This window comes from Actinomadura chibensis NBRC 106107 (assembly GCF_001552135.1).
Classification (GTDB): Bacteria; Actinomycetota; Actinomycetes; order Streptosporangiales; family Streptosporangiaceae; genus Spirillospora; species Spirillospora chibensis.
This window is the reverse complement of record NZ_BCQP01000018.1, coordinates 1-12,515: the sequence shown is the minus strand read 5'-3', so window position 1 is coordinate 12,515 and position 12,515 is coordinate 1. Positions and strand designations below refer to the sequence as shown.

General features: G+C 71.3%; 10 protein-coding genes. 3 read left to right on the top strand and 7 right to left on the bottom strand.

Translation table 11 applies throughout. The features are described 5' to 3' along the window. Positions 1 to 398: 398 nt before the first annotated feature. The 4 genes from ACH01S_RS12730 to ACH01S_RS12715 form a co-directional block, all read right to left on the bottom strand. Positions 399 to 1,241 (bottom strand): ATP-binding cassette domain-containing protein, encoded by an 843-nt coding sequence (locus tag ACH01S_RS12730; protein WP_067889887.1) that lies wholly within the window; start codon positions 1,239 to 1,241, stop codon positions 399 to 401. Then, complete coding sequence (locus ACH01S_RS12725; protein WP_067889884.1) at positions 1,238 to 2,299, bottom strand: ABC transporter permease; 1,062 nt, start codon at positions 2,297 to 2,299, stop codon at positions 1,238 to 1,240. Before ACH01S_RS12725 ends, ACH01S_RS12730 begins: the two co-directional genes overlap by 4 nt. Continuing rightward, positions 2,296 to 3,285 (bottom strand): substrate-binding domain-containing protein, encoded by a 990-nt coding sequence (locus ACH01S_RS12720; RefSeq protein WP_067889881.1) that lies wholly within the window; start codon positions 3,283 to 3,285, stop codon positions 2,296 to 2,298. Before ACH01S_RS12720 ends, ACH01S_RS12725 begins: the two co-directional genes overlap by 4 nt. A gap of 298 nt (positions 3,286 to 3,583) precedes the next feature. Continuing rightward, entirely contained in the window at positions 3,584 to 4,594 is a 1,011-nt protein-coding gene (locus ACH01S_RS12715) for a Gfo/Idh/MocA family protein (protein ID WP_067889879.1), read from the bottom strand. Between the two features lie 96 nt (positions 4,595 to 4,690). Here ACH01S_RS12715 and ACH01S_RS45870 point away from each other — a divergent pair, with 96 nt between their 5' ends. After that, entirely contained in the window at positions 4,691 to 6,340 is a 1,650-nt protein-coding gene (locus ACH01S_RS45870; RefSeq protein ID WP_306303243.1) for a nitroreductase family deazaflavin-dependent oxidoreductase, read from the top strand. A gap of 4 nt (positions 6,341 to 6,344) precedes the next feature. On the opposite strand, the gene ACH01S_RS12705 is transcribed toward ACH01S_RS45870, so the two are convergent. Together ACH01S_RS12705 and lon are read right to left on the bottom strand one after the other, a co-directional pair. Further along, a complete protein-coding gene (locus ACH01S_RS12705; protein ID WP_067889897.1) occupies positions 6,345 to 6,863 on the bottom strand; it encodes a VanZ family protein in 519 nt (172 codons plus the stop codon). Positions 6,864 to 6,954: 91 nt separating this feature from the next. Beyond that, entirely contained in the window at positions 6,955 to 9,348 is a 2,394-nt protein-coding gene (gene lon, locus ACH01S_RS12700; RefSeq protein WP_067889894.1) for an endopeptidase La, read from the bottom strand. Positions 9,349 to 9,547: 199 nt separating this feature from the next. On the opposite strand from lon, the gene ACH01S_RS12695 reads away from it, so the two are divergent. Continuing rightward, the gene (locus ACH01S_RS12695; RefSeq protein WP_218010236.1) at positions 9,548 to 10,369 is read left to right on the top strand and encodes a hypothetical protein; all 822 of its coding nucleotides are present in this window, start codon (positions 9,548 to 9,550) and stop codon (positions 10,367 to 10,369) included. Between the two features lie 197 nt (positions 10,370 to 10,566). Continuing rightward, the gene (locus tag ACH01S_RS12690) at positions 10,567 to 10,935 is read left to right on the top strand and encodes a nuclear transport factor 2 family protein (protein WP_067889876.1); all 369 of its coding nucleotides are present in this window, start codon (positions 10,567 to 10,569) and stop codon (positions 10,933 to 10,935) included. 97 nt (positions 10,936 to 11,032) lie between these two features. Here the strand turns inward: ACH01S_RS12690 and ACH01S_RS12685 are convergent, their stop codons facing one another. Then, complete coding sequence (locus ACH01S_RS12685; RefSeq protein ID WP_067889872.1) at positions 11,033 to 11,860, bottom strand: alpha/beta fold hydrolase; 828 nt, start codon at positions 11,858 to 11,860, stop codon at positions 11,033 to 11,035. Between the last annotated feature and the right edge of the window lie 655 nt (positions 11,861 to 12,515).

Genomic DNA, 12,515 nt, shown 5'->3' with positions numbered 1-12,515 from the left:
TGCCCCGGTGCGGACGGCCCGGACGCGATGCTCGTCCCGATGCCCCTACGCCACAGCCCGGCTGGCGGCCCCACGTGAGCCCTACGCGAGCCCCCATGCGAGCCTTACGTGAGCCCCACGCAGTGCCTCAACGCGGTGCCCCAACACAGCGTCCCAGCACGGCACCCCACGGCAAGGTGCCCGGCACGACGGCCCGGCACGATGGGCGGGGGCCTCGGTTGGGCGTGACGGCTGGGGGGCAATCGTCCGGCGCTGCGTTTACTGGGTGGCGGGGTGGTTGGCGGCTTGTGGTGGGGACGGGGCGTGGGCGGGTGTTGGCGTTCGGGCGGGTTGGAGGGTGACCCCGCAAAGGTGGTGGCGGGTTGGTTTGGGGGTTTGGGTGGGAAATGGGGTTCGGCTTATTCGAGGTTGCGGGGCTCCTTTCTTAGTTCTTTTGCGGCTGCTGTGCCTGCGGCGGTGGTGTCCAGTTCGTGTGCGAGTTCTTCCAGTTCGCTGCCTCCTGCCATGAGGGCGGTCAGTTCGTCGCGGGTGATGGCGGCCTTGGCGTGGTAGCCGATGCTCTGTCCGCGGTTGAGGATCAGGAAGCGGTCGCCGACCGGGTAGGCGTGGTGCGGGTTGTGCGTGATGAAGATGACCGCGAGGCCGCGTTCGCGGGCCTGGACGACATAGCGGAGCACCACCCCGGCCTGTTTGACGCCCAGAGCGGCTGTGGGCTCGTCCAGGACGAGGGCCCTGGCGCCGAAGTAGACGGCGCGGGCGATCGCCACGCACTGCCGTTCGCCGCCGGAGAGGGTGCCGATGGGCTGGTTGACGTCGCGCAGGTCGATGCCCATCGCGGCCATTTCGCGGTGGGTGGTCTCGCGCATGAACTCGACGTCCATGGCGCCGAGGCGCTTGCGCTTCTCCGAGCCGAGGAAGAAGTTGCGCCACACCGGCATCAGCGGGACGACGGCGAGGTCCTGGTAGACGGTGGCGATGCCGCGGTCGAGCGCGTCCCGGGGCGACCCGAACGCGACCTCTTCGCCCTGGACCTCGTAGGTGCCGGTGTCGTGGCGGTGCAGCCCGGCGACGACCTTGATGAGCGTCGACTTGCCCGCGCCGTTGTCGCCTAGCACGCAGGTGACCTCGCCCTCGGACGCCTCCATGCTGACGTCCCGCAGCGCGATGACGTTGCCGTAGTTCTTGCCGACGCCGGTCAGCCTGAGGAGGGGCGCCGCCGCCCCGGACGTCTTCTCCGTCATGACGACCGCTCCACTCTGCGCCGCACGATCAGGTTCACCACGGTGGCGATGAGGAGCATCGCGCCGAGGAAGAAGCGGAACCAGTCGGGGTTCCATTCGGCGTAGACGATGCCCTTGTTCGTCATGCCGAAGATGAACGCGCCGATCGCGGCGCCGATCGCCGACCCGTAGCCGCCGGTCAACAGGCAGCCGCCGATGACGGCGCAGATGATGTAGAGGAACTCGTTGCCGACGCCCTCCCCCGACTGGACGGTCGCGAACGCGAACACCAGGTGCATCCCGGAGAACCAGGCGCAGAACGCGACGCCCATGAACAGGCCGATCTTGACGCGGTCGACCGGGACGCCGACGGCGCGGGCGCTGGCGGCCGCGCCGCCCGCCGCGAAGATCCAGTTGCCGACGCGGGCGCGCAGCAGGATCCAGGTCGCGACCGCGACGAACAGCAGCCACCAGAACACCGTGACCTTGACGTTGACGCCGAGGATGTCGACGTCGGAGGCGAACACGGCGCGGGCGCTGTCGAAGCCGTCCATGTCGCGGACGGAGTCGCTCGCGACGTTGCCGGTCAGCGCCTTCGTCACGCCGAGGTTCAGGCCCGCCAGCATGAAGAACGTGGCGAGCGTGATGATGAAGCTCGGCAGCCGCGTCCGGACGTACAGCAGGCCGTTCACCAGGCCGAGCGCCAGCGTCAGGACGAGGGAGATCACGACGCCCGCCCACACGTTCAGCGTGAGCTGGTAGGCGGTGAGCGCGGCGATCAGCGCCGCGGACGTCACCATCACCCCGGCGGACAGGTCGAACTCGCCGCCGATCATCAGCAGCGACACCCCGACCGCCATGATCCCGAACGTGGAGCCGGCGTACAGCACGGTCGAGAACGAGTCGGCCTGCAGGAACGAGTCCGCGACGAGCGAGAAGAACGCGAACAGCGCGATCGCGCCGAGCAGCGCACCGAGTTCGGGGCGGCCGAGCAGCCGCCGCAGCGGCGACCGCCTGGCCAAGCGCTCGTCGGAGCCGGGGGGCCGGGTCGCGGGCGGCTCCGCCACCGCGTGGGTCATCGGGTCCCCCGGGTGGCGAACGCCTCCAGCGCGGCGGCGTTCGCCTTCGTGACGATGGCCGGGCCGGTCAGCACCGGGCGCCCGCCGCCGAGGACGTTGCCGTTGTTCTTCAGCAGCCAGAGCTGGTCGACGGCCTCGTACCCCTGCAGGTAGGGCTGCTGGTCGACGGCGAACTGGATGTCGCCCGACTTGATCGAGGCGATCAGGTCCCTGTTCATGTCGAACGTGCCGATCTTGGCCTTGGCGCCGGTCTCCTTGACCGAGTCGACGGCCGTCGCGGCGAACGGCGCGCCCAGCGTCAGGATGCCGTCGATGCTCTTGTCGGCCTGCAGCTTAGCCGTGATGGACGACTTGACCTCCGGCATGTTCGTGCCCGGCACGAACAGGTTCTGCATGTCGCCTCCGAACGTCTTCTTCGCCCCGGCGCACCGGTCTTCGAGGCCGACGTTGCCCTGCTCGTGGATGACGCACAGCGCCTTCTTCGCGCCGATCCGCGCCATCTCGGCGCCGGCCGCCTCACCGGCGATCGCCTCGTCCTGCCCGAAGTGCGCGACCGCGCCGAGCTTCGCCGACTCCCCCGCCCCGGAGTTGATCGACACGACCGGGATCTTCGCGGCGGCGGCGCGGGCCAGCGCGTCCTTCATCGCGTCGGGCTTGGCGAGGGTGACGATGATGCCGTCGACCTTCTTGTCGATCGCGGCCTGGACGAGCTGCGCCTGCTTGCCGCCGTCCGGGTCGGCGGAGTAGAGGAACTCGGTGTTGTCCTTGGCGGCGGCGGCCCGCGCACCCTTCTGGATGATGTCCCAGAAGGTGTCGCCGGGGCCGGAGTGGGTGACCATGGCGATCTTCAGCCGGGGCCCGGCGCCCTCGATGCCCTTCTCCGCCTTCTTGCCGCCCTCGCTGCTGCAGGCGGCCAGCGCCAGGAGCCCCGCGACGGCCAGGACCGCGAGGACCCTGGACGCTCCACCCGCGAAAACGCCTCTCATCGGCTGCTCTCCGTTTCTCCCCGAGTGATCGGTCAGAGGAGTTGATCACAGAAGGCGGCGGCAGGCACGGCGTTCCGGCAGGGAGCGGCGGCCGCCCGCGGACGGCCGCCCAGCCGGACGCCGACGCCTCCGCGACCGGGACGTCCCACACGATGCCCCACCGCCGGGCGCGCCTCCAAGGGGTCCGCGAGAATGTGGATAACCCCGCGGCCCGGCCCGTCCCTGCGGCGCGCCCCCCGCGGCGCGGCGCGGCCCGCCGAGGCTCGGCCGGTCGCTCAGGGGAGGAAACCCGCGGCCCTCATCGGCGCACCTCCTCGGTGGCGACGACCCGTCCCTCCCTGAGCGACAGTTCGCACGCCTCAGCGAGATAGAACGCCTCAAGTGCCTCTTCGGGTGGACATGGGTTGCCCCGCCGCCCAGCGATCACATCCAAGAAGGCACGGAGTTCCGCGTCGTATGCGTCGGCGAACCGCTCCATGAAACCGCTGTAGACGTCCCTCGCCCCGTTGTCTCGCTCCGGCAGGGCGGTCACTGGCGTACGCGCGTCCTGGCCCGCTACGACGCTGTCCTTGGACCCGAACAGTTCGAGGCGCGAGTCGTACCCGGCGGCGTTGTAGCGGGTGGCTGAGACGACCCCGAGCGTCCCGTCGTCCAGGACGAGCAGGGCCGAGCCGGTGTCGACGTCGCCGCACTCGCGGAAGAAGTCGTCCCCGCGGTTGGCTCCGGCGGCCGTCACCCGGACGACCTCGCGCCCGGTCACGAACCGGATCAGGTCCAGGTCGTGGATGACGCAGTCGCGGAACAGCCCGCCGGACGTCGGGACGTACCCGGCGGGCGGCGGCGCGGGGTCGAAGCTGCACGACCGGACGGTGTGCAGCCAGCCGAGCCGCCCCGACGCCACGGCCTCGCGCGCGGCCGCGTTCCCGGCGTCGAAGCGGCGCTGGAACCCCACCTGCACCGGCACCCCGGCGGCGGCGGACGCGGTCACGATTTGGAACGTTCCATCAAGGCCCGGGGCGAGCGGCTTCTCGCAGAACACCGGCACCCGGGCGGCCATCGCGCGCGCGACGAGGTCCGCGTGCGCGTCCGTGGCGGCCGCGACGACGAGCCCGTCGAGCCCGGCGGCGAACAGGTCCTCGACGGCGTCCGGCACGGCGGCGCGCGACTCGGGGGGCAGGCGGGCGGCGAGGTCGCGCGCGCGGACGGCGTCGGCGTCCGCGATGACCAGGGCGTCCACCTCGGGCAGTGCGCACAGGGCGGCGGCGTGGCGCGCACCGATGCGCCCCGCGCCGGCCAGTCCGATCCTCATCGATCCCCTCCCGGTCCGGCGGTCAGGTGAGCCCCCGAGTGTGCTGGAGCGTTCCAGGCCCGTCAACGAGCGGAGGCGGCGTTATCGGCCCGGAAGATGTCCGAAAATCCGGCGGTTACCCTGAAAGGCGCAGCGTGGTGGCTGCCAGCTGATTCAGACCAAGCGCTAGGTTTGTCCGTCATGCGGGTCTTCGTCACCGGTGCCTCCGGATTCGTCGGGTCATACACCGTCCGCGCCCTCCTGGCGGCGGGACATCGCCCGCGCGCGCTTGTCCGCGACCCAGGCAAGACGACGAAAGTGCTACAGACCATCGGTGTCGCCGCCGAGGACGTGGAACTCGTCCCAGGAGACATGCTCGATGCGGACACCGTCACCGAGGCCCTGGACGGTTGCGACGCCGCGATCCACGCCGCCGCCGCGATCGGCGTGACCGCCGCCTCGGACGACCTCGTCGACATCAACGTGCGCGGTACGCGCAACGTGGTCGGCGGCGCCGTCGCCAAGGGGCTGAGCCCGGTCGTCCATGTGTCGACCGTCGCCGTGTTCGTCCCGCCGTCCGCCCGGGTCATCACCGCTCAGGGCGCCCTGGCGAATCCCCGCACCGCCTACGGACGCTCCAAGCTGGCCGCCGAACACTACGTGCGCGGCCTCCAGGACGAAGGCGCACCGGTCACGATCCTGTACCCGGGCGGCATATGCGGGCCCCATCAGCCCTCACTGGACGCCCTGATGGAGGGGCTCGCCGCCGCGCTCGGCAAGGTGTGGCCCCTTCCCGGAGGCGGCGTGTCGGTCGTCGACGTCCGCGACGTGGGTGAGGCCTTGGCACGTTCCGTCGAGGCGAGGCAGGGACCCAGCCGGTGGGTTCTCGGCGGCCACTACCTGACATGGACACAGTACGCGGACCTCTGCGACCGCCTCACCGGCGTGAGGTGCCGCCGTATACGCGTCCCCAGCCGTCTGATGCTCGGCCTCGGCTCGGCCCTGGACGCGGCCAAGCGCGTCCGCCCCTTCGACTACCCGCTCACCCGCGACGCCGCCGAGTTCATGGTGACGCTGGTGCCGACCGACGACCGCCCCGTCCTGGACGCGCTCGGCCTGACCCTGCGTCCCGTCGAGGAAACGGTCACCGACTCGGTGCGCTGGCTGGCCGACAGCGGCCACCTGAACCCGCGACGCGCCGGACGCCTCGCACCCCGCCTCACACCCCGCCAGCCCCTAGCACCCCGCCGCCCGAACACGCCCGGAGCGAAACCGATGCCGACCCTCGTCCAGCGCGCGTTCGGCCCGCTGTTCCAGCGGATCTCCGGGGCCCCGTGGTTCGCCAAGGTCGGCCCCAAGGTCGTCCCCCCGATCGACAGGACGCTGCACAGGCTCACCGGGGGTCGCTTCCTCCTGGGGCAGCTTCTCGTCCCGTCCCTCGTCCTGACGACGACCGGAGCCGTCAGCGGCCTGGCCCGCCGCACACCGCTGGCCTGCCTGCCGGACACCGGCCCCAAGGGCGGCTGGTACGTCGTCGGCTCCAACTTCGGACGCGAGAACCACCCCGCCTGGACGGGCAACCTCCTCAAGCACCCCGAGGCGGAGGTCAGTTTCCAGGGCCGCACGACACCCGTCACGGCCCGCCTGCTGGACGACGGCGAACGCGCGGACGTCTGGCCCCGCCTCACCGCCGTCTGGCCCGTCTACGACCGCTACGTGGAACGCACCACACGCCAGTTGAGGGTCTTCCACCTGTCCCCGCGGTGACCCCTCAAGCACCACGCAGAGTCCGGGAAAGGCGACGGCCGAACAGGACATAGGCGGCCACCACCCCCGCGACGTTGAGGATGACGTCGTCGATGTCGAAGGCCCGGCCGACCACGAAAGCGCCCTGGATCGTCTCGATCGCCAGGGACATGACCCCGGTGACGAGGGTCAGCCGCACCGGCCCGCGAAGGGACTTCCAGATCACCGGGAGAAGCACGCCCAGGGGCGCCAGCAGGACGAGATTGCCGCCCAACTGGAGAACGGCCTCCTTGGTAGGACGGTCCAGGTAGAACCGCAGGGAACGTCCCGGATCGGTGTTCCCGCCCGCCTGGCCCCGGTCATGGACGGGCGTCAAAGTCAGCCTGAACGCGAAATAGAAGAAGACGCCGAGAAATCCGAGCGCGACCGCCACCACGACCACGCGCAGTACCACCACATACCAGGCCGCCTTTTCGCCCGGTACCCCACGCTGCCACATTTCCGCCAACACCCGGCGTTCGATCCCCGCCGCGGCGCCCCCCATGCGCGACATCGGGATTCGGCACGACCGAATCCCCCTTTGACAGCGGGACGCCCGCGCCGGGCGCGAACCCGGCGCGGGCGTCCCCCGCGGGTCAGGCCGCCACGACGGTGGTGGCGGGCTCCAGCGCGAGGTCCAGCACCTCGCGCACGTCGCTGACGGTGAAGACCGTCAGGTTGTCGAGCACCTCGTCCGGGACGTCCTCAAGGTCCGGCTCGTTGCGCTTCGGCACGATCGCGGTCGTGATGCCGAGGCGGGACGCGGCCAGCAGCTTCTGCTTCAGCCCGCCGATCGGCAGCACCCGCCCGGTCAGCGACACCTCGCCGGTCATCGCCACGTCCGCGCGGACGGGACGACCGGACAGCAGCGACGCCAGCGCCGTCGTCATCGTGATGCCCGCGCTCGGGCCGTCCTTCGGGATCGCGCCCGCCGGAACGTGGACGTGGACGCCGCGGTCCTTCAGGTCGCCGACCGGCAGCTCCAGCTCCGCGCCGCGCGAGCGCAGGTAGCTGAGCGCGATCCGGGCCGACTCCTTCATGACGTCGCCGAGCTGCCCCGTCAGCGTCACGCCCGTGTCGCCGGTCTCCTTGTCGGCCAGCGACGCCTCGATGTAGAGGACGTCGCCGCCCGCGCCAGTGACCGCGAGCCCGGTCGCGACGCCCGGCACGCCGGTCCGCCGCTCGTTCCGGCTCAGCTCGACCTCGGGGGTGAACCTCGGGCGCCCGAGGTAGCCCTTCAGGTCGTCCGCGCCGATCGAGACCGGCAGCGACGCCTTGCCCAGCGCCACGTTCGCGGCGACCTTCCGCAGCACCCGCGCGATCGAGCGGTCCAGGGACCGGACGCCGGCCTCCCGGGTGTACTCGGCCGCGAGCAGCCGCAGCGCGTCGTCGCCGAACCCCACCTCGGCCGCGTCGAGGCCCGCCTTGTCGAGCTGCCGGGGCAGCAGGTGGTCGCGGGCGATGGTGACCTTCTCGTGCTCGGTGTAGCCGTCCAGCTCCACGAGCTCCATCCGGTCGAGCAGCGGGCCGGGGATCGCCTCCACGACGTTCGCGGTGGCGAGGAACAGCACGTCGCTCAGGTCGAGCTCGACCTCCAGGTAGTGGTCGCGGAAGGTGTGGTTCTGCTCGGGGTCGAGGACCTCCAGCAGCGCCGCGGTCGGGTCGCCGCGGTAGTCGGCGCCGACCTTGTCGACCTCGTCCAGCAGGACGACCGGGTTCATCGAGCCCGCCTCGCGGATGGCGCGGACGATCCGTCCCGGAAGCGCGCCGACGTACGTGCGGCGGTGCCCGCGGATCTCGGCCTCGTCGCGCACTCCGCCCAGCGCGACCCGGACGAACTTGCGCCCCATGGCCCGCGCGACGGACTCGCCCAGCGAGGTCTTGCCGACGCCGGGAGGGCCGGTCAGGGCGAGGACGGCGCCGCTCCTGCGTCCGCCCACCACGCCGAGGCCCCGCTCCTCGCGGCGCTTGCGCACGGCCAGGTACTCGACGATGCGCTCCTTGACGTCGTCCAGCCCGGCGTGGTCGGCGTCGAGGATCTCGCGGGCGCCCGCGATGTCGTAGGCGTCCTCCGTGCGCTCGTTCCAGGGGATGTCGAGGACGGTGTCCAGCCACGTGCGGATCCAGCCGCCCTCCGGCGAGGCGTCGGACGACCGCTCCAGCTTGTCGACCTCCTTCAGCGCCGCCTCGCGCACCTTCTCGGGGAGGTTCGCGGCCTCGATCCGGGCGCGGTAGTCGTCCTCCTCGTCGGCGGGGTCGCCGTTCAGCTCGGCCAGCTCCTTGCGGATGGCCTCCTGCTGCTGCCGCAGCAGGAACTCGCGCTGCGTCTTCTCCATGCCCTCCTGGACGTCCTTGCGGATCGTCTCCGCCACGTCCAGCTCGGCGAGGTGGTCGCGCGCCCAGCCGATCACCAGCGTGAGCCGCTCGACCACGTCGGGGGTCTCCAGCAGCTCGATCTTCTGCTCGTCGGACAGGTACGGCGCGTACCCGGCGTTGTCCGCCAGGGTGGACGGGTCGTCGATCTGCTGGACGACGTCCACGACCTGCCAGGCGCCTCGCTTCTGCAGGATCGCACTGACCAGGCCCTTGTACTCCTTCGCCAGCTCCTGCGCCCGGCCGGACGCGGGCGGCGCGTCGATCACGGCGCCCTCGACCCACAGGGCCGCGCCGGGACCGGTCGTCCCGGTGCCGATCCGCACCCGCGACACGCCGCGGACGACCGCGCCCGGCTCGCCGCCGGGCAGCCGCCCCTCCTGCTCGACCACGCCGAGGGTGCCGACACCGGCGTACCGCCCGTCCAGCCTGGGGACGAGCAGGACGCGCGGCTTGCTCGCCGACCGGATGCCCGGCCCCTTCGCCTGCGCCGCCGCCCGCGCCGCCTCGATCGCCGCGCGGACCTCGCTCTCCGACAGGTCGAGGGGAACCACCATGCCGGGCAGAACGGCCCCGTCGTCCAGGGGCAGCACCGGCAGCGTCAGGGTCTCGCTCATGCTCAGCTCCAAGTCCGTCTAGAGGACCCACCCCGTCAGGTTGAGTCACTCACACTCAAGAAAACGGAGCAGCAATTTGTTTCCGCAGCAACGTTCGCTCTCAGCGATCACACATCTCCCGTCCCGTCCGGACCCCGCCGACTGAGCACGCTGGACATCACCGCAAACCGATGTGCTGTGCTGGGGATGGGAGGTGAGGGTGAACTCGCTGACGCACGTGTTGTGGATCGGCGGCCCACCCGGCGCCGGCAAGACGGCCGTCGCGCGGCGGCTGACCCGGCGTCACGGCCTGCGGTGGTATCGCTCCGACGTCCACAGTTGGGAGCATCGTGAACGGGCCGCCCGCGCCGGTGTCCCGGCAGCGCTCCGATGGGAATCGATGACCCGCCAACAGCGCCGGGCCCTGCCGACCGAGGAGCGGCTGGCGATGGCGCTGCAACGCGAGCGCGGCCCGATGACCCTCGACGACCTGCGGGGACTGCCCACCAGCCCGCTGATCGTGGCCGAAGGCACCCAGATCGCCCCCGGGATACTGCCGCCAGGAGCCCGCGCGGTGTTCTTGATGCCCTCGCCGCGAGTGCAGCGCGCGCGTCTCGACCTCCGCCATCATCCACGCCGAGCGCCCGAGCTCTACCTGCGGATGGGAGAGCTGGTCGCCCGGGAAGTGAACGCGTCGGACCTCCCTCGGCTCAACGTCGATGACCTCAGCATCGAGCAAACGGTCGCGGAGGTGGAGAAGCTGTTTGCCGACATGCTGGCCGCCGGGCCCACCGCGAGCACCACCGCCGAACGCCGTGCACTGCTGCGCCAGGCCAACCGCGCCGATGTCGAGCGCTACCGCGCCCTGCATGCCCGGCCGTGGAGCGCCGCCGATCTTGAAACCACGATGCGCGCCTTCGCCTGCGAGTGCGCCCACCCCGACTGCCACGCCCAGGTGGAACTCACCGTCCCCGACTTCCCACCGCCACCCGACGACACCTCACCGCCCGTCCTCGCCCCAGGACACGCACCTGCGCGCTGAACCAGAACCTGTCCGGCGCGGCAAGAGCCCGCAGCGAACCGAAATCGCAAAGTAAGTCCGAACAAGCGGACCTGCCTCGCAATCCACAGCTCACCGCAGCAGGCGCTGGCAACCTCTGCGCGGAACGGACCCCTGCTACGCTGGACGCTTGCACTTAGCAAGCACTTCTCCGCACCCCACCTGGAGGACGAGCGGCCATGTCGCGGAACACCGACACCGTCAACGCCTACCTCGACGGCTTCCGGAAGAACGACCACGCGCAGATCCTGTCCTGCCTGACCGACGACATCGAGTGGACGGTCTTCGGCGGCTTCCACCTGACCGGCAAGGAGGCCTACGACAAGGCGATCGACGGCGCGCCCCACTTCATCGACCCGCCCGAGCTGGAGGTCGTGCGGATGGTCGAGCAGGACGACGTCGTCATGGCCGAGATCAACGGCGTGGCCCGGCGCGCCGAGGGCGGCGAGATGCGCATGTCCATGGCCGAGGTGTTCGTCATGCGGGACGGGAAGATCGCCGAGCGCCGCGCCTGGGTGGTCGAGCTGAAGGAGAACCACTTCCGCTGACGGCCCGGCCATGAACCCGGGCGGGCGGGGCGAGGCGGGCGAGGCGGGCCCCGTCGCCCGTCCCGCCCGCCGAGCCGCGCGCGGCCGCGCAGAGCGCTCAGGTCCCGAGGAACTCCAGCAGGTCGGCGTTGAAGCGCTCCTTGTCGCCGGGGACGAGCGCGATGCCGTGCGAACCGCCCTCGTACACCTTGAACGTCGCGTTCGGGATGATCTGCGCGGCCTTGCGGCCGGTGGCGTCGATCGGCACGATCTGGTCGTCGTCGCCGTGCACGATCAGCGTCGGGACGTCGAACGCCCGCAGATCCTCGTGGAAGTCGGTCTCGGCGAAGGCCGTCACGCAGGCCACGCCCGCCTTGACGCTCTCCTGCATGGCCATGAACCAGAACGCGTCCCGGTTGCCCTGGGTCGCCTTCGTCCCAGGACGGTTCGCGCCGAAGAACGGGGCCGAGGCGTCCCTCCAGTACTGGGACCGCTCCGCCAGGATGCCGTTCCTGATGTCGTCGAACACCTCCGGCGGCACGCCCTCGGGATTGTCGGGGGTCCGCATCATCAGCGGCGTGATCGCCGACAGCAGGACGGCCTTGGAGACGCGGTTCGTCCCGTGGTGGCCGATGTAGCGGGCCAACTCGCCGCCGCCCATCGAGTGGGCGACGAGCACGACGTCCCACAGGCCGAGCGCGTCGATCAGGTCGTTGAGGTCGTCGGCGAAGGTGTCGAAGTCGTAGCCGTCCCAGGGCTGGCTGGACCGCCCGTGCCCGCGCCGGTCGTGGGCGATGGCCCGGTACCCGGCGTCGGCGACCGCGTTCATCTGGTCCTCCCAGGCGTCCGCGTTCAGCGGCCAGCCGTGGATGAACAGGACGGGCTGCCCCCTGCCCCAGTCCTTGTAGTGGATCTCGTTGCCGTCACGCGTCTTGACGAAGCCCATCGTTGCTTCCCCCAAAGCGTCGTCGATGGTCCCGACCCGATCGGGTCGCACACGGTGCCTCTTCCCCGGAAATCGCGAAATCTGCCCGTCTCGGCGGTTCGGAGCGGCCAGGCAATGCGATGGCAAAGACCGGCCCTCGGGGGCGATTCTTTGCGCCGGTCTCGGTTTACGCGCGCATGACGCGCGGGTACCTACCGCAACGAGATCGTGACAATGGGTGAACGAAAGATCATCGGGGCGGCAAAGTCCCAGGTCCAGCGGCGGGAGGGGTCGACATGCGGTATTTCGCGACATGGCCCGTCCCGCGCGGCACTCGGCGTCCGGGCGCGCGTGTCACGCCGCGCGCCTTCCCGCAGGGCCCGGTCCGTACGGCCGAGGGCGTCCGCGGCGTGGTTCCCCGCGGCAGGCACCGTACCCGGACGGGTGCCGCGGCGCGCACGCGCGGCGGCACACCTCGGGTCCTCGGCCGTACGGGACCGGTGCGCCTCCCCGGCGGCGGGACCCGTGCCAACGACCATCTCCGGACCCCGGCGCCGCATGCCCCCGCGGCGCCGGCGTCCCCCACCGGCCGGGCCGGCGGCATCCTCCAGCCGTGCCGCCGACCCGGCCGCAGGCATCCGGGCGCCGCGGCGGCGCCCGCTCCCGCGCGCCGACC

Excerpts from the sequence above, each read along its gene's own strand:
- ACH01S_RS12730 (WP_067889887.1), bottom strand. The coding sequence starts at position 1,241 with ATGACGGAGAAGACGTCCGGGGCGGCGGCGCCCCTCCTCAGGCTGACC.
- ACH01S_RS12725 (WP_067889884.1), bottom strand. The coding sequence starts at position 2,299 with ATGACCCACGCGGTGGCGGAGCCGCCCGCGACCCGGCCCCCCGGCTCC.
- ACH01S_RS12720 (WP_067889881.1), bottom strand. The coding sequence starts at position 3,285 with ATGAGAGGCGTTTTCGCGGGTGGAGCGTCCAGGGTCCTCGCGGTCCTG.
- ACH01S_RS12715 (WP_067889879.1), bottom strand. The coding sequence starts at position 4,594 with ATGAGGATCGGACTGGCCGGCGCGGGGCGCATCGGTGCGCGCCACGCC.
- ACH01S_RS45870 (WP_306303243.1), top strand. The coding sequence starts at position 4,691 with ATGTCCGAAAATCCGGCGGTTACCCTGAAAGGCGCAGCGTGGTGGCTG.
- ACH01S_RS12705 (WP_067889897.1), bottom strand. The coding sequence starts at position 6,863 with ATGGGGGGCGCCGCGGCGGGGATCGAACGCCGGGTGTTGGCGGAAATG.
- lon (WP_067889894.1), bottom strand. The coding sequence starts at position 9,348 with ATGAGCGAGACCCTGACGCTGCCGGTGCTGCCCCTGGACGACGGGGCC.
- ACH01S_RS12690 (WP_067889876.1), top strand. The coding sequence starts at position 10,567 with ATGTCGCGGAACACCGACACCGTCAACGCCTACCTCGACGGCTTCCGG.
- ACH01S_RS12685 (WP_067889872.1), bottom strand. The coding sequence starts at position 11,860 with ATGGGCTTCGTCAAGACGCGTGACGGCAACGAGATCCACTACAAGGAC.